Origin of the sequence: Lysobacter firmicutimachus, assembly GCF_037027445.1 — a bacterium.
Classification (GTDB): domain Bacteria; phylum Pseudomonadota; class Gammaproteobacteria; order Xanthomonadales; family Xanthomonadaceae; genus Lysobacter; species Lysobacter firmicutimachus.
The window spans coordinates 2,321,543-2,342,213 of record NZ_JBANDL010000002.1 but is presented as its reverse complement, the minus strand read 5'-3'; the positions used below and the strand labels follow the sequence as shown (position 1 = coordinate 2,342,213).

Here is a 20,671-nt window from a genome sequence, read left to right as displayed (position 1 = left end):
CCGCTTTCCGCACCGCAATGAGCCAGACCGCCGCCTACGCCCACTACGCGATCCTGACCGCGATGCTGGCCCCCGCGTTCTTCCTGACCGCGACCGCCTCGCTGCTGCTGTCGGCCAACAACCGCCTGGCCCGGGTCATCGACCGCGCGCGAGTGCTGCTGAAGGAGCTGGCCGAGACCGAGGACGCCGAGGAGCGCGAGCTGATCGAGCGCCACATCCTGCGCCAGAAGCGCCGCAGCCGGATCATCCTGCGCGGCAGCCAGCTGCTTTACACGGCGATCAGCTTCTTCGTCGGCACCAGCCTCAGCGTCGCCGGCGACGCCTTCCTCGGCTACCGGCTCGGCGCGATCCCGACCGCGCTGGCCGCGCTCGGCGTGCTGGCGATGTTCGCCGCCAGCCTGCTGCTGGCGCGCGAGTCGGCGCTCGCGGTCGAGGCGGTCAACGAGGAGATGGATCACGGTCACGCCAGCGCGATGAAGCGCTGGGCCAAGCCGCGCGCCTGAGCCCCTCCCGCCGTCGTTGCCGCACCATTGCCCGGCCCCACATCGCCGCCCTCCCGGAGCCCGCCATGCCCGACCCGCTGCAACTGAGCCAGCACTACAGCGTGGTCTCGGCGATGATCACGCCGGCGTTCTTCCTGACCGCGACCGCTTCCTTGCTGGTGTCGTCGAACAACCGCCTGGCGCGCATCGTCGACCGCCTGCGCCAGCAGTTGGCGACCCTGGAATCGACCCACGACGAAGCGACCCGGCAGTATCTGGAGGCGCGCATCATCCTGCACCGGCGACGGGTGCGGTTGGTGCTGATTTGCCTGCAGCTGCTGTACGGCGCGATGACCGCCTTCGTCGCCACCAGCCTGGCGATCGGCATCGACCAGTTCACCGAATTCCGCTACCTGCGCGGCGTGCCGACCGGGCTGGCGATGTGCGGCGTGCTGCTGGTGCTGGCGGCCTCGATCAACCTCGGCCGCGAGGCGCGGATGAGCGTGACCATGCTCGACGCCGAGGTGAAGCGCGAGTTCGACCGCGACAACCCGCCGCGGCCGTGACGCGTCACGCTTAAGCCGGCTTGCCGCGCTTGCGGCGGAAATAAGCGGTCAGGCGCGCCCCGGCCTCTTCGCCGAGCACGCCGCCGCGGACCTCGACCCGGTGGTTGTGGCGCGGGTCGGCGAGCAGGTCGAACACGCTGCCGGCCGCGCCGGTCTTGGGGTCGCGGGCGCCGTACACCACCCGCGCCACCCGCGCATGCACCATCGCCATCGCGCACATCGCGCAGGGCTCCAGGGTCACGTACAGGGTCGCGCCGAGCAGACGATGGTTGCCGATCGCACGGCCGCCCTCGCGCAGGGCGACGATCTCGGCATGGGCGCTGGGGTCGTGGCTGCCGATGTTGCGGTTCCAGCCCTCGCCGATCACCGCGCCCTCGGCCGAGACCAGCACCGCGCCGACGGGAATCTCGTCGTCTTCGCGCTCGGCGCGCTCGGCCAGCGCCAACGCATGGCGCATCCAGCCTTCGTCGATGTCGTCCTGCTCGCTCACTGCGCCCGCTCTGGCCGCAGTCGCGCGGCCTTGGAAGCGGGCATTATCCCCGACCCGCGGCGCGCACGCACCGCGCGACCGGCTCAGCCGTGCGGTTCGCCCGGACGCATCGGTCGCGCAGCCGCGGCCGGCGCCGCCTTTGCGCGCACGGACGCTGCCGGCGGCGTGCGGTGCGCGCATTCGACCCGCTCCACCATCTGCGGCAGCGAGGTGCGATGCGCGGACGCGGCCATCAGCAAATGCGGCAGGGCCAGCAGCGCCGCCGCCAGCGGCAGGTATCGAGGCATCGTCGGAACTCCTGTACGGCGAGCGTGCGCGGCCGCGCGCGGGGCAGCGCGACCTGTACTGATACGACGAACCGGACCGGGCGCAATCGACACGGGCGCTCCGGCGGGGGCGGCCGGGGCGGCGGGCACGGCGGTTCGAGCGCCCAGGCTACGCCCGGTCGCGGCCAGGTTCTGTCCTCGATCGTTCGAATCGGGGTGGCGAAGTGACGCAGGGCGCAGCCGGCGGCGCACACGTCGCCGCTGCCGGATAGGAGCGACGCAAGTCGCGACCGCGGACCGCGCAGAACCTGCACCGACGATCGAAGCCGCAGACCGTCGCTTGTAGGAACGGCGTGAGCCGCGACAGCCGCAGCGTTGCACTACCACGCCGTTGCCGAAGCCGGCCGCCCCCAAAGAACCGCCCCTCCAAAAAACGACCGAAGCCCGGAGGTCCGGGCTTCGGGTCGTCGCGCTTGTGTAGCTCGCTTCGGTCGGCCGCGGCTGTCAGCTACAGAGTAGGAACAGTGCCGCCGTCGATCCGGTATTCGGCCCCGGCGATCGAAGCCGATCGCGGGGACGCCAGGAAGACGATCAAATCTGCGACTTCCTGGGGTTGTGCGGGTCGACCCACGGGAATTCCTCCCAGCCAATCCATGATGATTTTCTTGCCGCCCTCGTAGTCCGTTCCTGCCTGATCGGCCGTCCGCCGGGCAAACGCGACGGATGCCTCGGTCTCGATCCAGCCCGGCGCCACGCTCAGCACGCGAACGCCCTTGGGCGTCACCTCGCGCGCCAGCGACTTGCTGTACGTCGTGAGGGCCGCCTTGGCCGCTGCATAGGCGGTGGTGGACTCCGGCAGAGGCAGCACGCGCTGGATGGAGCTGACGTGGATGATGACTCCCGCCCCTTGAGCCAGCATCGCTGGCAGCAGCGCACGATCCAGGCGTACCGCAGGCATCAAATTCAGATTGAGCTCGGCGAACCAGTGCTCATCGCTGATCGCAGCGAAACCGCCGCCGGGCGTCTTCGACCCGCCGAGCACGTTGATCAAGATGTCGACGCCGCCCCAATCCTGCAGGATGGTCCGAGCGAGGTGACTCGTTCCTTCCGCCGTCGACAGGTCGGCGGCCACATAGTCGACGCCCTCCACCGGCTCCGCCGGCACGGTGCGTGCGGACGTCGCCACCCGAGCGCCGGCCTCCGCAAGGGTTTTCACGACTGCAGCGCCCAGGCCCAGCGTGCCGCCGGTTACCACGGCCCGCAGGCCGTGCAGGCGAAGGTCGAAGCTCATGCCGTGATCTCCAGCGATGCGATCAGGCCGCGCTCGAGGCGAAAGCGGTAAGACAGAACGATCGGGCTGCCCGGGAAGTTGCCGCTGACGTTGGCGCGGACGAGTTGAAAGCCGTCCTCCCGCTCGATGGCGAACGGCACGCTCGTCGCGCTGTACTTGGCCGATGCCTCGGCCATGAAGGCCTTGATGGCGTCGATGCCGGTGTAGGTGTGCCCGTCGTCCTTCATGACGGCTTGCGCCGTGAAGCAATGCGCCAAGGCTTCAGGGGTGTGTTCGGCCGCGAAGTACGCGGCAATCGGCTCGGGGAGAGTCAGGGTGTCCATGTCGTCGGTTCCGTGGGGCCAGTGGAGGCCTCAGGATGCGCGTCGGCATTAATTCAGTGAATGCCCTAGAATCCGTATGGGCTATGTAGGAATACATACATAATGCGCGGATCCGACTTCGCTGAGCTGAAGGCCTTCGTAGCCGTCGTGGAGCGCCAGAGCTTTGCCCGGGCGGCCGAGTACCTGGGCCTGTCGCCTTCGGCACTCAGCCAGACGATCCGGCAGCTCGAAGACCGCATCGGCGCCCGCCTGCTGAATCGCACGACGCGAAGCGTCGCGCCATCGGCAAGCGGCGAACGGCTTTACCGGCGCATAGCGCCGTTGATTCGGGAGATGGCGGCGGCCGTCGCCGAAGCCAGCGAGGCGACCGGGCAGATGAGCGGCACGCTGCGGATCAACACGCTGGGGATCGCCGCCCGGACCATCATCGCGCCCCGGCTTTCGCGCTTCCATCAAGCGCACCCCGACGTGGTTCTGGACATCGTGGTCGACGATGCGCTGGCCGACATCGTCGCCGGGCGCTTCGACGCGGGCATCCGCGTGGGCGGGCAGCTCGAAAAGGACATGGTGGCCGTGCGTCTTACGCCGGACCTGGACATGGTGGCCGTGGCGTCCCCGGACTACCTCGCGCGTCGGGGAACCCCCAAGTCGCCCGCCGAGTTGCACGGCCACGCCTGCATCAACTGGCGGCTGCAGATGGACGGCAGGCACTATCGCTGGGAGTTCGAGAAACGAGGACAACGACTCGAAGTCGCCGTGGACGGCCCCGTCGTCACCAATCACGCCGACATCGGCATTGCGGCTGCATTGGGCGGGCTCGGCATCGCCTATCACTTCGAGCGAGATGGCGTGGGCGAACTCTTGGCCCAGGGCCGGCTGGTCCAGGTCCTGGCGGACTGGTCGATCTCGCGCCCCGGGTTGTTCCTCTACTACCCGAACCGGCAACATCGACCGGCCCTGCTGGGCGCGTTCATCGATTGTCTGTTGGATCGAAAACCGTTCGATCGGCTTTAGGCCCAGAAAAGGGCGCCCATGAGCGACGACGCCTCGCGCTTTCCCGGGGAGACTTTTCCAAGGAGACTTTTGCCGTCAACGACCGGCTTAGTCTGGATCGCAAACGCAAGGGTCTCGACCCGGTTCTCCGGTTCCTACCGTCGGCGCTACCGCCAGCCTGTTCTGCTGGCCGGCGATAGTCACCGCGAGCTGCCGACGTACTTATTTCCGAATCAACACGCCCTGACGAGCTTTCGATAGCTGGCGATAGCCCCCACAGGGCCTGACTTCACTCCCACTCGATCGTCGCCGGCGGCTTGCCGCTGATGTCGTAGACCACGCGCGAGACGCCGCGCAGTTCGTTGATGATCCGGTTCGACACCGTGCCGAGGAAATCGTACGGCAGGTGCGCCCAGTGCGCGGTCATGAAGTCGATGGTCTCGACCGCGCGCAGCGCGATCACCCATTCGTAGGCGCGCGCGTCGCCGACCACGCCGACCGACTTGACCGGCAGGAACACCGCGAAGGCCTGGCTGGTCTTGTCGTACAGGCCGGCCTTGCGCAGTTCGTCGATGAAGATGTGGTCGGCGCGGGCCAGCAGGTCGGCGTATTCGGGCTTGACCTCGCCGAGGATGCGCACGCCCAGGCCCGGGCCCGGGAACGGATGGCGGTAGACCATCTCGCGCGGCAGGCCGAGTTCGACGCCCAGGCGCCGCACTTCGTCCTTGAACAGTTCGCGCAGCGGCTCGACCAGGCCGAGCTTCATGTCCTCGGGCAAGCCGCCGACGTTGTGGTGGCTCTTGATCACGTGGGCCTTGCCGGTCTTGCTGCCGGCCGACTCGATCACGTCGGGGTAGATGGTGCCCTGCGCCAGCCATTTGGCGTTCGCAAGCTTGGCCGACTCTTCGTCGAAGATTTCGACGAACAGGTTGCCGATGATCTTGCGCTTGGCCTCCGGGTCGCTGACCCCGGCCAGCTTGGCGAAGTACCGGTCGGCGGCGTTGACCCGCACCACCTTGACGCCCATGTGCTCGGCGAACATCGCCATCACCTGGTCGCCTTCGTTGTAGCGCAGCAGGCCGGTATCGACGAACACGCAGGTCAGCTGGTCGCCGATCGCCTTGTGCAGCAGCGCCGCGACCACCGAGGAATCGACGCCGCCGGACAGGCCGAGGATGACCTCGTCCTGGCCGACCTGCTCGCGCACGCGGGCGATCTGGTCGTCGATGATGTGGGCGGCGGTCCACAGGGTCTGGCAGCCGCAGATATCGACCACGAAGCGGCGCAGCAGGGTCAGGCCCTGCTTGGTGTGGGTGACTTCGGGATGGAACTGCACGCCATACCAGCGGCGCGCGTCGTCGGCGAAGGCGGCGACCGGGATGCGGTCGGTCTTGGCGGTGACGACGAAGCCTTCCGGCGCCTTGGCGACGTGGTCGCCATGGCTCATCCACACGTCCAGGCGCGGCGGCGAACCCGGGTGATCCTTGAGCCCGTCGAACAAACGGTCCTGGGCCACCAACTGCACTTCGGCATGGCCGAACTCGCGCTGGTCGGCGGCCTCGGTGGCGCCGCCCAGCTGCACCGCCATGGTCTGCATGCCGTAGCAGATGCCGAGGATCGGCAGGCCGGCGTCGAACACCTGCTGCGGTGCGCGCGGCGAATCCTGCTCGGTGGTCGACTCCGGGCCGCCCGACAGGATGATGCCCTTGGCGCCGTAAGCGGCGATTTCGGCCGGATCGTGGTCCCAGGCCCAGATTTCGCAGTACACGCCCAGTTCGCGGATGCGGCGGGCGATCAGCTGGGTGTACTGCGCACCGAAATCGAGGATCAGGATTTTGTCGCTGTGGATGTCGGTCATGGGGCCGGGATTAGGGAGTGGGGATTCGCAAAAGCGTCGGTTCGAACAACGGATGCGGGATTCGCCGAATAGACATGGGTTAGCGGGGGATCGAGGCGCCGGACTTTGCCGAATCGCCCATCCCGAATCCCGGCTCCATCCATCCCGAATCCCGCGCGCCGGCTCAGCCGGCGCGATAGTTCGGCGGTTCCTTGGTGATCTGCACGTCGTGGACGTGGCTCTCGCGCGAACCGGCGTTGGTGATGCGCACGAAGCTGGGCTTCTTGCGCATTTCCTCGATGGTCGCGCAGCCGACGTAGCCCATGGTGGCGCGCAGGCCGCCGGCGAGCTGGTGGACCACGCCGCGCAGCGGGCCGCGGTACGGCACCCGGCCTTCGATGCCTTCCGGCACCAGCTTGTCGGCGTCGGAAGCGTCCTGGAAATAGCGGTCCTTGGAGCCCTGCTCCATCGCGCCGATGCTGCCCATGCCGCGGTAGCTCTTGTAGCTGCGGCCCTGGAACAGTTCGACCTCGCCCGGGGCCTCCTCGGTGCCGGCGAACAGGCCGCCGACCATCACCGTCGAGGCGCCGGCGACCAGCGCCTTGCCGATGTCGCCGGAGTAGCGGATGCCGCCGTCGGCGATCAACGGAATGCGGTCCTGCAGCGCCTCGGCGACCATCGCCACGGCGGTGATCTGCGGCACGCCGACGCCGGCGACGACGCGGGTGGTGCAGATCGAACCGGGGCCGACGCCGACCTTGACCGCGTCCGCGCCGTGGTCCATCAGGGCCAGGGCCGCGTCGCCGGTGACGATGTTGCCGCCGATCACCTGCAGCTGCGGGAAGCGGGTCTTGACCCACTTGACCCGGTCCAGCACGCCCTGCGAATGGCCGTGCGCGGTATCGACCACGATCACGTCCACGCCGGCCGCGGCGAGCGCTTCCACGCGCGCTTCGGTGTCGCCGCCGACGCCGACCGCGGCGCCGACCAGCAAGCGCTCGGCGCTGTCCTTGGCGGCGTTGGGGTTGTCGGTCTTCTTCTGGATGTCCTTGACCGTGATCAGGCCGCGCAGCTCGAAGCCGTCGTTGACCACCAGCACCTTCTCGATCCGGTGCTTGTGCAGCAACTGCAGCACTTCTTCGTCGCTGGCGCCTTCGTGCACGGTGATCAAGCGCTCGCGCTTGGTCATGATGTGGCGGACCGGATCGTCGAGCTTCTTCTCGAAGCGCATGTCGCGGCTGGTGACGATGCCGACCAACTGGCCGCCGTCGACCACCGGCACGCCGGAGATGTTGCGCGCCCGGGTCAGCTTCAGCACTTCGCCGATGGTCGTTTCCGGACCGACGGTGAACGGTTCTTTGATGACCCCGGCCTCGAACTTCTTGACCTGGGCGACCTGGGCCGCCTGGGCCTCCAGGCTCATGTTCTTGTGGATGATGCTGATGCCGCCGAGCTGGGCCAGGGCGATCGCGAGGCGGGCTTCGCTGACCGTGTCCATGGCCGCCGACAGGATCGGCAGGCGGATCGACAGGTCGCGGGTCAGGCGGGTGGAGAGGTTTACGTCCTTAGGCAGGACGATCGAATGCGCGGGGACGAGGGAGACATCGTCGTAAGTCAGCGCTTCAGCCTGGATGCGCAGCATAGGCGGGCCCGGGAGGATGAAGCGCGCCATTGTACCCCGGGAAGCGGGGATTAGGGATTCGGGATTCGGGATTGGTCGTTGCGGTGGTGCGGGGAGTCGGGATTTGGGGAGTCGGGATTGGTTGGGCCAGGACGGTGGGCAGCAGGGGCGAACCTGAACGAAGCCGCCGAATCCCGCCTACCCAATCCCCAATCCCCGCCCCTCAGCCCGCGGCCTCCGCCGCTTCCAGGGTGTTCTGCATCAGGGTCGCGACGGTCATCGGCCCGACCCCGCCCGGGACCGGGGTGATCCAGCTGGCGCGCTGGGCCGCGGCGGCGAAGCCGACGTCGCCCACCAGGCGGCCGTCGTCGAGGCGGTTGATGCCGACGTCGATGACCACCGCGCCGGGCTTGACCCATTCGCCGGGGATCAGGTCGGGGCGGCCGACCGCGACCACCAGGATGTCGGCGTTGCGCACCGACTGCTCCAGCACCGCGGCCGGGGTGAACTTGTGGCAGCTGGTGACGGTGCAGCCGGCGATCAGCAGCTCCAGCGCCATCGGCCGGCCGACGTGGTTGCTGACGCCGACGATCGTCGCGCTCTGCCCGCGCACCGGCCGGTCGGTGTAGCCGAGCAAGGTGGTGATGCCGCGCGGGGTGCAGGGCCGCAGGCCGAACTGGCGCAGCATCAGATGGCCGACGTTCTCGGGATGGAAACCGTCGACGTCCTTGCGCGGGTCGATGCGGTGGATCAGCGCGGTGGCGTCGCGGCGGTCCGGCAGCGGCAGCTGGACCAGGATGCCGTGCACCTCCGGATCGGCGTTGAGCCGGTCGATCAGCGCCAGCAGCGCGGCGTCGTCGGTGTCGGCCGGCAGGTCGTAGTCGATCGCGCGGATGCCGACCTTCTGCGCGGCGCGGCGCTTGTTGCGCACGTACACGCTGGAGGCCGGGTCGTTGCCGACCAGCACCACCGCCAGCCCCGGCCGCGCCTTGCCGGCGGCGATGCGCGCGTCGACCTGGGCCTTGAGGTTGTCGAGCAACTCGTCGGCGATGCGTTTGCCGTCGAGGATGCGGGCCGGGTGCGGAGTAGACGTCATGCGGGTCGGCGCTGAGGTAGAGTCGGGGCCGCGCATTATCGCTCATTCCCCGCGCCGGTTTTGCCGCGAGGCGCTCGCGCCGGGCCCGCCGCCGCGCTGCCGCTCCCTTCTTCCCGCCCTGCCCGCACGATCCCACGAGTCCGCCGCCATGACCCACCCCGCCCCGCCCGCCGACCACGCCCCGCGCGACCACGAGACCCTGGCCATCGAGGCTGCCGCCTTCCGCCGGCTGCTCGCCCACCTGATGCAGGAGCGCCCGGAGGTGCAGAACATCGACTTGATGATCCTGGCCGGCTTCTGTCGCAACTGCCTGGCCGACTGGTACCGCGAGGCCGCCGAGGCGCGCGGCATCGCCATGAGCAAGGACGAGGCGCGCGAGGCGGTGTACGGCATGCCATTCGCGCAGTGGAAGGCGCAGCACCAGAAGGACGCCACGCCGGAGCAGCTGGCCGCGTTCGAGGCGGCACAGCAGCGGCACGCTTGAACGAGCGGCGGCTTCGGTCGCCTGCGCTCGCGCACGCCGCTGCTACAGGAAGGCGGCGGCGCGGCGAGATCGGAGCATGGCGGTCGCGGCTTGCGCCGCTCCTACCCCGTCCCGGCGCCCCCCCTCAATCCCCAATCCCCAATCCCGGCCACTCACTCCTGCTGCGGTCGCACCGACGGGACATTGGGATTCGGGCAGCGCGGCACGCCGGAGCCGACCACGCATTGGACGCAGCAACCCTGCGGTTCGCTGGCCGGCGCCTGCTGCGGCGCGTACAGGGGCTGCGGCGGCGCCAGCGTCGCCAGCGCGGCGTCCGGCTTGAGCTTGAGCAGCGCCGACCAGTCCATCTTGTTCATGTCGCAGGCCGACACGGTGTCCGGCGAGCACTCCACCTGGGTTTCGCTGCGCAGCGGCAGCGGCCAGAACTGGCCGTTGCGGTTGACCGCCATCATCCGCATCGTCGCGCCCTGCTGGACGTTGCCGCCGATCAGATAGGCCTTGCCGTCGTTGTCCGGATTGACCGCGACGACGATGTCGCAATGCATGTTCAAGCCGCCGTCGCCGTTGAGCGCAGCGGTCAGCCCCGCATGCCCGTACACCCGGGTGCTGGAGCGCACCGCGCACAGCAGGTCGCCGACCGCCGGGTTCGCGGCGGCCGGGTCCAGGTACTGGAACGGGCTCTGTTCCGGCGTGCGGTAGGCATCGCGCACGTAGTCGTAATGGCTGGCCGAGGGCCGGAAGCCCGGCACCGCCGCCTTCATCATCACGTAGGACACGAAGGCCGCCGACCAGGGGTTGTCGATCAGGAACGCGCGGCACGCGGTGGTCGAATACGCACTGCCGTAGGGATCGAAGCACTGTTCGGCACCGGCGAAACCGGCCATGCGCTGCAGCAGCCCGGTGTCGCGCCAGTAGCCGGCGGTGCGGCGCCAGGTCTCGGTGGCGCCGTCCTCCAGCCGCGCACGCTCGGCCTCGCTGACGGTCGCGCTGGCGAGCCGGCCCTGGGTATCGATGAAGGGCCGGTACCACTGCAGGTTTTCGTCGCAGGCCGCGGCGGCGATGCGGGTCGCCGCATCGGCGGCGGCGGCCTGGCCGCGCAGGCGCGGACAGGCGTCGGCGGCCACCGCCGAGGCGCTGGCCGAAAACAGGACACAAGCAAGCACGAACGAACGCAACATCGAATCCTTTCTCCTGGTGGGGGGGGGGCATCGCCGCGGGTCCGCCGTCCGCGGCATCGCTCGGCGACGACCGGCGGCGGTGAAGCGACCGGCGGCAGCGCCGCAGCCCGCGACCTTACCCGCAAGCGCCTTAACTGCCGCAACGCGATGCCCGCCGCGAGCCTGCGGCCAGCCTATCGCCCGACCGTGCAAAGCGCGTGATCGCCGCCGGTCTCTGGCGACCGGCGAGCGCGCGGGTTATCGTCGCCGGGAACGTTATCGAACCGACGCACGAACCGAACCGCCCGGGCCGCCGCGTCGCGGCCCCCGACCAGGAACGCTCCGCCCGATGGCCCGCACGCCCCGTTTGCTCCCGTCCCTCGCCGCGTTGGCCGGCGTCGCCGCCGCCGGTTACCTCAGCATCTGCGGCTGGCTGTACGTGAAGCAGCGCGAACTGATGTATTTCCCGCAGAACACCCGGCTGCGCGCCAACACCACCGACTACACCGTCGATCGCGGCGACATCGTGCTGCGCGGCTGGCGGCTCAACGCCGGACGCGACAAAGCGCTGATCTATTTCGGCGGCAACGCCGAGCGGATCGAAAACATGCGCGAGACGCTGGCGCGCTGGTTCCCCGACCGCACCGTCTACCTGCTGTCCTATCGCGGATTCGGCGCCAGCGACGGCCGACCCGAAGAAGCGGCGCTGTTCGCCGATGCGCTGGCCACCTTCGACCAGGTCTCGCGTGAGCATCCCAAGCAGCCCATCGCGGTGATCGGCCGCAGCCTCGGCAGCGGCGTCGCCAGCTACGTCGCCAGCCGTCGCCCGGTCGAGCGCCTGGCCCTGGTGACGCCGTTCGACAGCCTCAGCGAAACCGCGCAGGCGCACTACCGCTGGCTGCCGACGCGCTGGCTGGTGCGCGACCGCTACGAGTCGGTCAAGCATCTGCGCAACTACTTCGGCCCGATCCTGATCGTGCGCGCCAGCCACGACGACGTGATCCCGCCGCCGAACACGCAACGCCTGATCTACTCGCTGCAGACCCGCACCCAGGGGCTGGAAGTCGTGCAGTTGAACGGCGCCGACCATCACAACATCGGCCAGTACCCGGAGTACGCTGAGGCACTGCAAGGTTTCATCGACTGATCCGTCCTTCGCTTCCCAACGCCGGGGCCCGTCCATGCAACTGCAACGCCGCGAAATCCGTCCGACCGAAGTGTCGTATTCGCAAGCGCTCGAGATCACCGGCTTCAAGCGCTTGGTGTTCGTCAGCGGCCAGTTGCCGCAGTGCGAGGAATGCATCCTGCCCAAGGACTTCGACGGCCAGTGCCGACGCGCCTGGAGCAACGTCCAGCGCCAACTCGAAGCCGCCGGCATGAGCTTGGCCAATCTGGTCAAGGTGACCACGTATCTGAGCGACCGCCGGCTGCGCAAGCGCAACTACGAAATCCGCCACGAGGTGCTGGGCGAACACGCGCCGGCGTTGACGGTGATCATCGCCGACCTGTACGAGGAAGGCTGGATGGTCGAGATCGAGGCGATCGCCGCCGATTAGGGCGCGCGCCGGCACAGATCGCCGAGCGCGCGGCTCAAGGCGATGCGGTGCAGTTCGTCCAGTCGTCGCCTGCGCGCGGCCCGCTCGCGCGCGCGCCGCGCCTGCGTCGCGCAATCCGCGCGCGCGGCGTCGTTCAAGCCCTGGCCCAGCGCGTCGAGCAGTTCGCCGTTGAGGCGATCCAGCCGCGCCCGGACCGCGTCCAGGTCGGCCGCGGCTTCGCCGCGCCGCGGCGGCTCGCCGAGCAGGCGATACTGGACCAGCTTGTTGGCTTCGAACTGGGCGCGGAAAAATCCGGTCGCGGCCTCGTGCGGCAGGCCGCGCGCGACGGCGGCCTGGCCGAGTCGCTCGAGTTGTTCGCGTTCGCGCGCCGCGTCTTCGACCGGCCGGCCGCTGCGGCGCTTGCTCGCCGCGACCTGGTCGGCGAGCCGCAGGCGTTGCGCGCTGAGGTCGGCCAGACGCTCCAGCGCCGACGGCGTCTGGGCGGTCGCCGGCAGCGCCGACGACAGCAGGCCCGCCAGCAGCCAGGCGGCGAGCCGGGCGCCTCGTTCAATGCGCACTGCAGAACGCCTGATAGTCGATATAGCCGGGAAACTCGCGCCCCGCCGCGCACACCGGGCAATCCGGGTCGGGGCGCAGGCGGGTCTCGCGGAAACGCAGGCCGAGCGCATCGAAATGCAGCAAGCGCCCGGCCAGCGGCTCGCCCAGGCCGAGGATCAGCTTGACCACCTCGGTGGCCTGGATCAGACCGATCACTCCCGGCAGCACGCCGAGCACGCCGGCTTCGGCGCAATTGGGCGCCGCTTCCGGCGGCGGCGGTTCGGGAAACAGGCAGCGGTAGCAGGGTTTTTCGCCGCGATGGCGGCCGGCGTCGAACAGGCTGACCTGGCCTTCGAAGCGATGGATCGCGCCGTACACCAGCGGCTTGGCGAGTTTGACGCAGGCGTCGTTGAGCAGATAACGCACCGGGAAATTGTCGGCGCCGTCGAACACCACGTCGGCCGCGCCGATCAGGCGCTCGACGTTGTCGGCGGTGATGCGTTCGGCGAAGGTCTCCACCCGCACGCGCGGGTTGAGCGCCTGCAGCGCGATCTTGGCCGACTCGACCTTGCTCGTGCCGATGCGCTGCTCGGTGTGCAGGATCTGCCGCTGCAGGTTGCTGCGGTCGACCACGTCGTCGTCGGCCAGCACCAGCGTGCCGACCCCGGCCGCGGCCAGGTAGAACGCCGCCGGCGAGCCCAGGCCGCCGGCGCCGACCATCGCCACCCGCGCCGCCTGCAGCTTGCGCTGCCCGGTTTCGCCGACTTCGGGCAGGCGCAGATGGCGCGAATAGCGATCGTAGAAATCGCGCTCGGCCTCGGTCTGGCGCAGGTCGGCCAGCGGCAGTCCGTCGGCGATCCAGGCGGCGGTGCCGCCGTCGACCGAGGCCACGCGCGCGTAGCCGGCATCGAGCAAGGCCTGCGCGGCGCGCAGCGAGCGAGCGCCGGACTGGCAGATCAATACGACCTCGGCGCCGCGATCGGGCAGGAACGCCTGCGGATCGGCTTCCAGCGCGTCCTTGGCCACGCCGAGCGCATGCTCGGCCTGGCCGGCAGCGCGTTCGTGCGCCTCGCGCACGTCGATCAGGACCGCACCGGCCTGCTGGCGCGCACGCGTCTGCGCGGGAGAGATCCTCTCGGGGGCGCCCCGTTCGGGGATGGGTTCGATGCTCATGCCCGGATTATCCGCTTTCGCGGGCGAGGCGGCAGGCAAACGCGGGGACGCAGCGTTGCGCAGGGCGGCGGTTGGGGGCCGGCTCGTCTCGCTGCCCTGCTCACGCAAGCGGGAGAAGGGCTTTCAACCCGATGGGGGTGCAGAACTCGCCCGACGGCGAAACCGAGCCCTCTCTCCCGCGAGGACTCTCAACACAGCGGCGCGGTGACCGCAGAACTCGCCCCGGCCGCAGAACAGAGCCCCCCTCCCGCTTGCGGCAGCGAGGTTGGGATGAGGGCACAACACTGCCGAACCGAACTCACCCCAGCGCGTAAGGCCAAACCTCCATCACCGCGCCCTCGCCTAGCTGCTGCGGCCCCTCCGGCACCACCATCAGCGCCTCCGACTCGGCCGCGGCACGCAGCCGGTGCGAGCCGGTGGCCGGATTCGGGTCGACCCAGAGCACCCCGGCATCGTCGCTGCGCAGCCGCGCGCGCACGAACTCGCGCCGCGGATGAGTCTTGTCGATGCCGCCGACCAGGCGCGCGCGCAGCGTCGGCCGCGGTTCGCTGCGGCCCTGCAAGCCATCGACCAAGGCCCGGCCGAAAGTCAGATAGGTCGCCAGCACCGAGACCGGATTGCCCGGCAAGCCGAGCATCCGGGCCTGGTCCATGCTGGCGAACAGCAGCGGCATGCCCGGACGCATGCGCACCTTCCACAGATGGATGCGGCCGAATTCGCCCAGCACCGCCGGAATGTGATCCTTCTCCCCGGCCGACACCGCACCGCAGGTGAACACCAGATCGAAGGCGCAGGCGGCGTCGCGCAAGGCGATCTCGACCTGCCTGGGGTCGTCGGGCAAGCGCGGCCAGGCGGTCGGCTCCAGGCCGTCGGCGCGCAGCAGGCCCATCAACAGCTCGCGGTTGCTGTCGTAGATCTGCCCCGGGCGCAGCGGCATGCCGGGTTCGACCAGTTCGTCGCCGCTGGTGAACACCGCCGCGGTCGGGCGCCGCCGCACCTCGAGCGAGGACAGGCCCAGCGAGGCCGCCAGCGACACCCGTGCCGGAGTCAGCACCTGCCCGGCCTGCAGCAATCGTTCGCCTTCGCGCACGTCCTCGCCGGCATAACGCACGTGGTGGCCGCGCTGGCAGGCCGGAATCAGCGCCAGCTCGCCGTCCAGGCGCACGTTCTCCTTGATCGCGATCGTGTCGGCGCCGGCCGGCAACGGCGCCCCGGTGGTGATGCGCACGCATTCGCCCGGCCCCAGCCGCCAGTCGCCGGCGAGCCCGGCGAATTGCTCGCCGACGATCTGCAGCGGGGTCAGCTCGCCGCTCAGATCGGCGTGACGGAACGCGTAGCCGTCCATCGCGCTGTTGTCGAACGGCGGCAGCGGCAGTCCGGCGTCGACGTCGCGGGCCAGGATGCGGCCGTGGCTGCGCCCCAGCGACAGGGTCTCGCTATCGAGCCGATGCGCGGCGGCGACCTCGGCGACGATCGCCATCGCCTCCTCGAACAACAGCCCGGTCGGGAAATCGGTCATGGCACGGGATTCTCTGGATCTCGGAAATCGGGGGCGGACGACGAGGACGACGAGGACGCGCGGCGGCGCGGCCGGTTCAATCGCCCAGACCGGGGACGAAACCGGCCGCGGCCAGGTCGTCGGGCGTGTTGAGGTTGCCGAAGCGTAGGCCATCCAGGCGCAACGCGGCCATGCCGAGTCCGGTCTGCAACTCTCGCACCGCCCAACGCTGAGCGTCGGCCGCCTGCGCCAGCGCCTGGCGCAGCGGCGCCGCCGGCCACAGCGCGAACAGCGGCTGCACGCCGTCGTCGTCGATCGCATAGGCGCCCTGCCCGTCCTGCGCCGCGATCAGCGCCGGCAGCAACTCCGGCCCGGCATCGACGGCGTCGACCGGCAGAGTGAACAGCCAAGGCGTCGTGCAGGCGGCCGCCAAGGCCTCCAGGCCGCCGAACGGGCCGACGTCGCTCAGGTTGTCGCGCACTGCGCTCAGGCCGTGCGCGGCATAGCGCCCCGGATCGCGATTGGCGCTGATCCGCACCGCCCCGACCCGGTCGCGGAAACGCCGCACCAGACGCAGCACCTGGGCTTCGCCCTCGCGCTGCAGCCACGCCTTGTCCAGCCCGCCGAGCCGGCTGGCGCGGCCGCCGGCAAGGATGCCCAGGGTCAGTTCGGAACGCTCGATCGGCATGGAGACGGGGCCTGCGGCGGCGACGGTTCCATTCTGCCTGCGGTGCGCGGCGCCGGCGCCGCCCCAGTCCGCGCCGAAAAGAAAAACCCCGCGCGATGGCGGGGCTTTTGCGGCGATGCGGCCCCGCTTACTTGCCGCGCTTGACGTGGCGGATCAGACGCCGCTTCTTCGCCACCTGGCGCTCGGTCAGCACGTTCTTCTTGCCTTCGTACGGGTTGCTGCTGTCCTTGAACACGAACCGCACCGGCGTGCCGACCAGCTTGAAGCGCTTGCGGAAGAAGTTCTCCAGATAACGCTTGTAGCTGTCGGCCAGGGTGCGCAGGCGGGTGCCGTGGACGACGAAGGTCGGCGGATTGGTGCCGGCCGGATGGGCGAAGCGCAGCTTGGCCACGTGCCCGCGCACCACCGGCGGCGGATTGCTTTCGTAGGCGATTTCCAGGGCCTTGGTCACTTCGCTGGTGCCGATCTCGGTGGTCGCCGAGGCGTGCGCGCGATGGATCGCGGCGAACAGCTCGCGCAGGCCGGAGCCGTGTTTGGCGCTGATCCGCACCGGCTCGGCCCATTCGACGAAGGCCAGCTTGCGGCGCAGCAGGTTCTCGGTCTGCTGGCGCTGGTACTCGGTCTGCCCGTCCCACTTGTTGACCGCGATCACCAGCGCGCGGCCGGAGTCGAGCGCGTAGCCGAGCACGCTGGCGTCCTGGTCGGTGACGCCTTCGCCGGCGTCGAGCATGACCACCGCGACCTGGCACTGCTCGATCGCCTGCAGGGTCTTGATGATCGAGAACTTCTCCACCGCCTCCTCGACCTTGGACTTGCGCCGCACGCCGGCGGTGTCGACCAGCCGGTACAGGCGGCCGTCGCGCTCCATGTCGATCGCGACCGAGTCGCGGGTGGTGCCCGGCACGTCGGAAGCGATCATCCGCTCCTCGCCGAGCAGGCGGTTGACCAGGGTCGACTTGCCGACGTTGGGGCGGCCGATGAAGGCGACGCGGATGCGCGCGGGGTCGTTGTCGAGTTCGGTCGCGCTGCCTTCCTCGGGCAGGCGGCCCAGCACTTCGCTCAACAGCTCGTCCAAGCCCTGCCGGTGTGCCGAGGACACCGCGATCGCGTCGCGGATGCCGTAGCGGGCGAAGTCGTTGATCGCCTCGCGCGCGTCGATGCCGTCGGTCTTGTTGACCACCAGCAGGGTCGGCCGCGCGGTCTTGCGCAGCCAGGCCAGGATCTCGTCGTCCAGCGCCGAGGCGCCCTCGCGTCCGTCGACCACGAACAGGACCAGATCGGCTTCCTCGGCCGCGGCGCGCGCCTGGCGCGCGGTCGCGCCGGCCAAGCCCTCGTCCTCGCCGGCGATGCCGCCGGTGTCGACCACCGCGAACGGGCGCTGGCCCTCCGGCCGGCACACGCCGTAGTGGCGATCGCGGGTCACCCCCGGCTCGTCGTGGACGAGCGCGTCGCGGCTGCGCGTCAGCGCATTGAACAAGGTGGATTTTCCGACGTTGGGCCGGCCAACGAGGGCGACGAGCGGGAGCATGTGTTTGGAGCCGAAATTGGGGATTTGGGATTCGGGATTCGCGAGAGGCGGCGATGCCGCCGCTCAGAGCTGCGAAGCCTACGGAGGGTGCAATAGTGCCAGAACGGCGGGGATTGGGGATTTGGGATTCGGAATTCGTAAAGCGGCAGGCCGGCTGGCCGGCGCCAAATCCCGGCTCCAGAAAAGCCGAAGGCCCGGACCGGCTGCGCCGACCCGGGCCCTTGCGCCAGATCAGAAACTCGGCGGGACCCCATCGAATCCCAGATCCCGAATCCCTACTCCCGGCTTTACTGCAACTTGAACGCCGTCAGCTCGCCTTCGACGTTCTGCACCACCAGCACGCCGTCGACGACGACCGGGTTGGCGCGCAGGGCCTTGCCGCCGACCCGGGCACGGGCGGCGAATTCGCCAGTGTCGAGCTTGAGCCAGTGAATGTAGCCGTCGTAGTCGCCGACCACCGCGTAGTCGCCCTGCACCGCGGCGCCGGACAGGTTGCGGCGCGCCAGGGAGGGCTGCTGCCACAGGGCGCTGCCGCTGGCCTTGTCGAGGCCGAACACCAGGCCGGTCGGATCGGCCACGATCAGGCGGTCGCTGCCGACGCCGAGACGGCCGACGCCGCCGTGGTCGCTGACCCAGATCGGGCGGCCGCTGGGCGCGTCGATGGCGACGGTGCGCTTCTTGAAGCTGGTGGCGTAAAGGACCGCGCCTTCCAGCACCGGGGCGCCGTCGACGTCGGCCATGCGGTCCAGTTCGCTGCGGCCTTCCGGCAGCGCCACCGGCGCGTCCCAGGTCGGGCGGCCGTCGTTGGCGGCCAGCGCGTTGAGGGTGCCGTCGTCGTTGCCGACGAAAACGTAGCCCGGGCCCAGGGTCGGCGAGGCGTTGCCGCGCACCGACAGCATCGGCACTTCATGGCTCCAGAACCAGCGGCGTTCGCCGCTGGCGGCGTCGAAGGCGGTGACGCGGCCGTCGTTGGAACGCACGAACACCATGCCCAGGCCGATCGTCGGCGCGGCGATGACCTCGTTGGAGACCTTGGCCTTCCACTTTTCGGCGCCGGTGGCCGCGTCGAGCGCGATCACTTCGCCGTCCAGGCCGCCGATCACGACCAGGCCGTCGCCCGCGCCGGGGCCGCCGGACAGACGGATGTCCTTGTCCTTCTTGTCCTTGTCTTCGCGCTTGGGCACGTAGTGCCAGACTTCCTTGCCGGTCTGCAGGTCGTAGGCGTGCACGCCGCCCTTGATCGCCGCAGCGTAGACGCGGCCGTCGGCCACGGCCGGGCCCTGGCGCACGCCGATCCGGTCTTCGCCCTTGCCGGCGTTGACCGACCAGATCTTGTCGACCTTGACGCTGGGCGTGATGTCGGTGAGCTCGGTCGGCTCATTGGGCTTGCCGTCGTCCTTCTTGCCGCCGCCGAACCAGCCCTTGACCGTCGAGCAGCCGCTCAACGCCACCGCGCACAAGGCGACGGCGGCGAAGCGGGCGACGTTACGAGCCGGGGAAAACGACGGCGAACCACCCGCATTAACGTACTTCATCAAGACTTGGCCTCGGGCTTGACCGGCGTGCCGCCGGCTTCGGTGAGCTTGAGTTCGAGCAGGCGGCGACGCGGCGATTCGGCGTCGAGCTTGGCCAGGGCGGCGCTGTATTCGGTGCGCGCCAGCTCGGCCTTGCCGAGCGCGAACTGGGCGTCGCCGCGGACTTCGATCGCCATCGGCGACTGCGACTTGGCCAGCAGCTTGAGCGCTTCGGCCGGCTGCTTGGCGTCGATCAGCAACCGCGCCAGGCGCTGGTTGACGATCTCGGCGACGGCGGCGTCGTCGGTCTTGATCGCCTTCAAGGTGGCGACGGCGGCATCGCGCTGACCGGCTTCGATCTGGTTCTTGGCCAGGTCCAGCGCCGCCAGGGTCTGGTACATGCCCGCCGGCAGCGCCTTGACCTTGGCGGCCGCGGTCTTGTCCTTGGCTTCGATCGCGTCGACCGCGGTCTGGAACTGGTTGGCGGTGCGCGTGTGCTGTTCGAGCTGGTGGTTGCCCCACCACTTCCAGCCGCCGATCGCGGCCAGGCCGAGGGCGACGCCGCCGATCAGGGCCGCGCCGTTCGCGCGCAGCCAGGCCAGTACGCGTTCGCTTTGTTCGTGTTCGTCGAGCAGATCGTCAATTGCCATTAGGCCGTACGCCGCCGTGCAAGGGCCCCGCCCGGGCGGGCGCGGCCAGAGTCAATGGGAACCGGCCCGCGCGGGCCGGCGATGGTCGCAACCCCGCAGCGCGGCTCAGTTCGAGGCCGGCGCGAGGGAACCGTCAGAGGATAGCGTAAAGCGGGCCACGCTTCCGCGGCTGAACGGAGCCAGATCGACCGCCTCGCCCGCCTTGCGCACTTCCACGCCCGGCACGTTGCCGAGCTTCACGTAGCCGATCTCGGCGAGTTCGTAGCTACGGGTCTGGCCGGCCTGCACGGTGCCCTCGTCGAGCACCCGGCCGTCGCCGCTGCGCACCTGGATCCAGCTTTCGCCGGTGAAGTTCAGGGTCAGGGTCTTCTGCGCCGGCACTGCCGCGGGCAAGGGCGCGATCGAGGCGATCAGCGGCGTGCGCTGCGGCGCCTGCGCCGTGGCCGGATGCTGCGCCTGGGCGGCGTCGGCACCGGCCGGCATGGCCGGCATTTCCAGCGACTGCACCGCGACCTGGTTGCCCAGGTGCGGACGGGTCGCAATCACCACCGGCACCGCGATCGCCGCGGTCAGCACGATATAGATGGCGCGGCGGGTGGTTTGCTCGAACACCCGGCGATAGCGCGGGGTGTGGGTGTGGCTGACGAGTTCGGACGGCGCGGTCGACGCCAGCGGAGTCGCGGCGAGCTGGTCTTCCAGGTCGATGCCGACCAGGCGTGCGTAGCTGCGCAGCTGGCCGCGCACGAACACCGGCGCGCCGAGTCGGGCGACGTCGTCGGTTTCCAGCGATTGCACCACGCGGGCCGGCATCCTCAAGCGCGTCGCGACGTCCTCGATGGACAGCCCCGCTGCGATACGGGCCTGTTTCAGACGCGCGCCGCAGCTTCCGCCGACGTCAGGCGCGAATTCGTTCGACTGCAT

At 69.7% G+C, this 20,671-nt stretch carries 22 protein-coding genes; 6 read left to right on the top strand and 16 right to left on the bottom strand.

Annotation, left to right across the window (positions count from 1 at the left end):
- The first annotated feature begins 17 nt into the window (after positions 1–17).
- Both V2J18_RS10425 and V2J18_RS10420 read left to right on the top strand, forming a co-directional pair.
- Complete coding sequence (locus tag V2J18_RS10425) at positions 18–503, top strand: DUF2721 domain-containing protein (RefSeq protein WP_064749875.1); 486 nt, start codon at positions 18–20, stop codon at positions 501–503.
- Between the two features lie 65 nt (positions 504–568).
- Entirely contained in the window at positions 569–1,048 is a 480-nt protein-coding gene (locus V2J18_RS10420; protein ID WP_336131743.1) for a DUF2721 domain-containing protein, read from the top strand.
- A gap of 10 nt (positions 1,049–1,058) precedes the next feature.
- Here V2J18_RS10420 and tadA read toward each other — a convergent pair whose 3' ends face one another.
- From tadA to V2J18_RS10400, 4 genes are all read right to left on the bottom strand, one after another.
- A complete protein-coding gene (gene tadA, locus V2J18_RS10415; protein WP_336131742.1) occupies positions 1,059–1,538 on the bottom strand; it encodes a tRNA adenosine(34) deaminase TadA in 480 nt (159 codons plus the stop codon).
- A gap of 83 nt (positions 1,539–1,621) precedes the next feature.
- Positions 1,622–1,825 (bottom strand): hypothetical protein, encoded by a 204-nt coding sequence (locus V2J18_RS10410; RefSeq protein WP_336131741.1) that lies wholly within the window; start codon positions 1,823–1,825, stop codon positions 1,622–1,624.
- A 487-nt stretch (positions 1,826–2,312) separates the two neighbouring features.
- Positions 2,313–3,095 carry an SDR family oxidoreductase gene (locus V2J18_RS10405; RefSeq protein ID WP_336131740.1) on the bottom strand — a complete coding sequence of 261 codons (783 nt, stop codon included), beginning with the start codon at positions 3,093–3,095 and terminating at the stop codon, positions 2,313–2,315.
- On the bottom strand, positions 3,092–3,418 hold the full coding sequence (locus tag V2J18_RS10400) for a nuclear transport factor 2 family protein (RefSeq protein ID WP_336131739.1): 327 nt from the start codon (positions 3,416–3,418) through the stop codon (positions 3,092–3,094). The genes V2J18_RS10405 and V2J18_RS10400 overlap by 4 nt, the downstream gene beginning before the upstream one ends.
- 102 nt (positions 3,419–3,520) lie before the next feature.
- On the opposite strand from V2J18_RS10400, the gene V2J18_RS10395 reads away from it, so the two are divergent.
- Complete coding sequence (locus tag V2J18_RS10395) at positions 3,521–4,432, top strand: LysR family transcriptional regulator (RefSeq protein WP_336131738.1); 912 nt, start codon at positions 3,521–3,523, stop codon at positions 4,430–4,432.
- Between the two features lie 268 nt (positions 4,433–4,700).
- Here the strand turns inward: V2J18_RS10395 and guaA are convergent, their stop codons facing one another.
- From guaA to folD, 3 genes are all read right to left on the bottom strand, one after another.
- Positions 4,701–6,269, bottom strand: a complete 1,569-nt coding sequence (gene guaA, locus V2J18_RS10390; protein WP_064749880.1) for a glutamine-hydrolyzing GMP synthase — start codon at positions 6,267–6,269, stop codon at positions 4,701–4,703.
- A 163-nt stretch (positions 6,270–6,432) separates the two neighbouring features.
- Positions 6,433–7,890, bottom strand: coding sequence for an IMP dehydrogenase (gene guaB / locus V2J18_RS10385; protein WP_064749881.1), 1,458 nt, complete (start codon positions 7,888–7,890; stop codon positions 6,433–6,435).
- A gap of 202 nt (positions 7,891–8,092) precedes the next feature.
- Positions 8,093–9,001, bottom strand: coding sequence for a bifunctional methylenetetrahydrofolate dehydrogenase/methenyltetrahydrofolate cyclohydrolase FolD (gene folD, locus V2J18_RS10380; RefSeq protein ID WP_425605993.1), 909 nt, complete (start codon positions 8,999–9,001; stop codon positions 8,093–8,095).
- A gap of 112 nt (positions 9,002–9,113) precedes the next feature.
- Here folD and V2J18_RS10375 point away from each other — a divergent pair, with 112 nt between their 5' ends.
- Positions 9,114–9,449: a DUF1244 domain-containing protein gene (locus V2J18_RS10375; protein WP_064749883.1), complete on the top strand. Its 336-nt coding sequence runs from the start codon at positions 9,114–9,116 to the stop codon at positions 9,447–9,449.
- Between the two features lie 152 nt (positions 9,450–9,601).
- On the opposite strand, the gene V2J18_RS10370 is transcribed toward V2J18_RS10375, so the two are convergent.
- Positions 9,602–10,627, bottom strand: a complete 1,026-nt coding sequence (locus V2J18_RS10370) for a DUF2272 domain-containing protein (protein ID WP_336131737.1) — start codon at positions 10,625–10,627, stop codon at positions 9,602–9,604.
- A 328-nt stretch (positions 10,628–10,955) separates the two neighbouring features.
- On the opposite strand from V2J18_RS10370, the gene V2J18_RS10365 reads away from it, so the two are divergent.
- Together V2J18_RS10365 and V2J18_RS10360 are read left to right on the top strand one after the other, a co-directional pair.
- Positions 10,956–11,753, top strand: coding sequence for an alpha/beta hydrolase (locus V2J18_RS10365; protein ID WP_336131736.1), 798 nt, complete (start codon positions 10,956–10,958; stop codon positions 11,751–11,753).
- Positions 11,754–11,787: 34 nt separating this feature from the next.
- Complete coding sequence (locus V2J18_RS10360; protein WP_064749886.1) at positions 11,788–12,162, top strand: RidA family protein; 375 nt, start codon at positions 11,788–11,790, stop codon at positions 12,160–12,162.
- Here the strand turns inward: V2J18_RS10360 and aroQ are convergent.
- From aroQ to V2J18_RS10320, 8 genes are all read right to left on the bottom strand, one after another.
- The gene (gene aroQ / locus V2J18_RS10355; protein WP_064749887.1) at positions 12,159–12,719 is read right to left on the bottom strand and encodes a gamma subclass chorismate mutase AroQ; all 561 of its coding nucleotides are present in this window, start codon (positions 12,717–12,719) and stop codon (positions 12,159–12,161) included. The two genes, V2J18_RS10360 and aroQ, sit on opposite strands and share 4 nt — an antisense overlap.
- Positions 12,709–13,872 (bottom strand): molybdopterin-synthase adenylyltransferase MoeB, encoded by a 1,164-nt coding sequence (moeB, locus tag V2J18_RS10350; RefSeq protein WP_336131735.1) that lies wholly within the window; start codon positions 13,870–13,872, stop codon positions 12,709–12,711. Before moeB ends, aroQ begins: the two co-directional genes overlap by 11 nt.
- 298 nt (positions 13,873–14,170) lie before the next feature.
- Positions 14,171–15,391, bottom strand: a complete 1,221-nt coding sequence (locus V2J18_RS10345) for a molybdopterin molybdotransferase MoeA (protein WP_336131734.1) — start codon at positions 15,389–15,391, stop codon at positions 14,171–14,173.
- Positions 15,392–15,467: 76 nt separating this feature from the next.
- A complete protein-coding gene (gene mobA, locus V2J18_RS10340) occupies positions 15,468–16,058 on the bottom strand; it encodes a molybdenum cofactor guanylyltransferase (RefSeq protein WP_336131733.1) in 591 nt (196 codons plus the stop codon).
- A gap of 127 nt (positions 16,059–16,185) precedes the next feature.
- The gene (gene der, locus V2J18_RS10335; RefSeq protein ID WP_064749891.1) at positions 16,186–17,586 is read right to left on the bottom strand and encodes a ribosome biogenesis GTPase Der; all 1,401 of its coding nucleotides are present in this window, start codon (positions 17,584–17,586) and stop codon (positions 16,186–16,188) included.
- A 287-nt stretch (positions 17,587–17,873) separates the two neighbouring features.
- Positions 17,874–19,121, bottom strand: a complete 1,248-nt coding sequence (gene bamB, locus V2J18_RS10330) for an outer membrane protein assembly factor BamB (RefSeq protein WP_336131732.1) — start codon at positions 19,119–19,121, stop codon at positions 17,874–17,876.
- A complete protein-coding gene (locus V2J18_RS10325; RefSeq protein WP_064749893.1) occupies positions 19,121–19,750 on the bottom strand; it encodes a YfgM family protein in 630 nt (209 codons plus the stop codon). The genes bamB and V2J18_RS10325 overlap by 1 nt, the downstream gene beginning before the upstream one ends.
- A 105-nt stretch (positions 19,751–19,855) precedes the next feature.
- Complete coding sequence (locus V2J18_RS10320; RefSeq protein WP_336133091.1) at positions 19,856–20,671, bottom strand: helix-turn-helix domain-containing protein; 816 nt, start codon at positions 20,669–20,671, stop codon at positions 19,856–19,858.

Excerpts from the sequence above, each read along its gene's own strand:
- V2J18_RS10325 (WP_064749893.1), bottom strand. The coding sequence starts at position 19,750 with ATGGCAATTGACGATCTGCTCGACGAACACGAACAAAGCGAACGCGTA.
- bamB (WP_336131732.1), bottom strand. The coding sequence starts at position 19,121 with ATGAAGTACGTTAATGCGGGTGGTTCGCCGTCGTTTTCCCCGGCTCGT.
- V2J18_RS10420 (WP_336131743.1), top strand. The coding sequence starts at position 569 with ATGCCCGACCCGCTGCAACTGAGCCAGCACTACAGCGTGGTCTCGGCG.
- V2J18_RS10375 (WP_064749883.1), top strand. The coding sequence starts at position 9,114 with ATGACCCACCCCGCCCCGCCCGCCGACCACGCCCCGCGCGACCACGAG.
- mobA (WP_336131733.1), bottom strand. The coding sequence starts at position 16,058 with ATGCCGATCGAGCGTTCCGAACTGACCCTGGGCATCCTTGCCGGCGGC.
- folD (WP_425605993.1), bottom strand. The coding sequence starts at position 9,001 with ATGCGCGGCCCCGACTCTACCTCAGCGCCGACCCGCATGACGTCTACT.
- der (WP_064749891.1), bottom strand. The coding sequence starts at position 17,586 with ATGCTCCCGCTCGTCGCCCTCGTTGGCCGGCCCAACGTCGGAAAATCC.
- V2J18_RS10425 (WP_064749875.1), top strand. The coding sequence starts at position 18 with ATGAGCCAGACCGCCGCCTACGCCCACTACGCGATCCTGACCGCGATG.
- V2J18_RS10370 (WP_336131737.1), bottom strand. The coding sequence starts at position 10,627 with ATGTTGCGTTCGTTCGTGCTTGCTTGTGTCCTGTTTTCGGCCAGCGCC.
- guaB (WP_064749881.1), bottom strand. The coding sequence starts at position 7,890 with ATGCTGCGCATCCAGGCTGAAGCGCTGACTTACGACGATGTCTCCCTC.
- V2J18_RS10405 (WP_336131740.1), bottom strand. The coding sequence starts at position 3,095 with ATGAGCTTCGACCTTCGCCTGCACGGCCTGCGGGCCGTGGTAACCGGC.
- V2J18_RS10345 (WP_336131734.1), bottom strand. The coding sequence starts at position 15,391 with ATGACCGATTTCCCGACCGGGCTGTTGTTCGAGGAGGCGATGGCGATC.
- V2J18_RS10400 (WP_336131739.1), bottom strand. The coding sequence starts at position 3,418 with ATGGACACCCTGACTCTCCCCGAGCCGATTGCCGCGTACTTCGCGGCC.
- guaA (WP_064749880.1), bottom strand. The coding sequence starts at position 6,269 with ATGACCGACATCCACAGCGACAAAATCCTGATCCTCGATTTCGGTGCG.
- V2J18_RS10395 (WP_336131738.1), top strand. The coding sequence starts at position 3,521 with ATGCGCGGATCCGACTTCGCTGAGCTGAAGGCCTTCGTAGCCGTCGTG.
- V2J18_RS10320 (WP_336133091.1), bottom strand. The coding sequence starts at position 20,671 with ATGCAGTCGAACGAATTCGCGCCTGACGTCGGCGGAAGCTGCGGCGCG.
- V2J18_RS10360 (WP_064749886.1), top strand. The coding sequence starts at position 11,788 with ATGCAACTGCAACGCCGCGAAATCCGTCCGACCGAAGTGTCGTATTCG.
- V2J18_RS10365 (WP_336131736.1), top strand. The coding sequence starts at position 10,956 with ATGGCCCGCACGCCCCGTTTGCTCCCGTCCCTCGCCGCGTTGGCCGGC.
- V2J18_RS10410 (WP_336131741.1), bottom strand. The coding sequence starts at position 1,825 with ATGCCTCGATACCTGCCGCTGGCGGCGGCGCTGCTGGCCCTGCCGCAT.
- moeB (WP_336131735.1), bottom strand. The coding sequence starts at position 13,872 with ATGAGCATCGAACCCATCCCCGAACGGGGCGCCCCCGAGAGGATCTCT.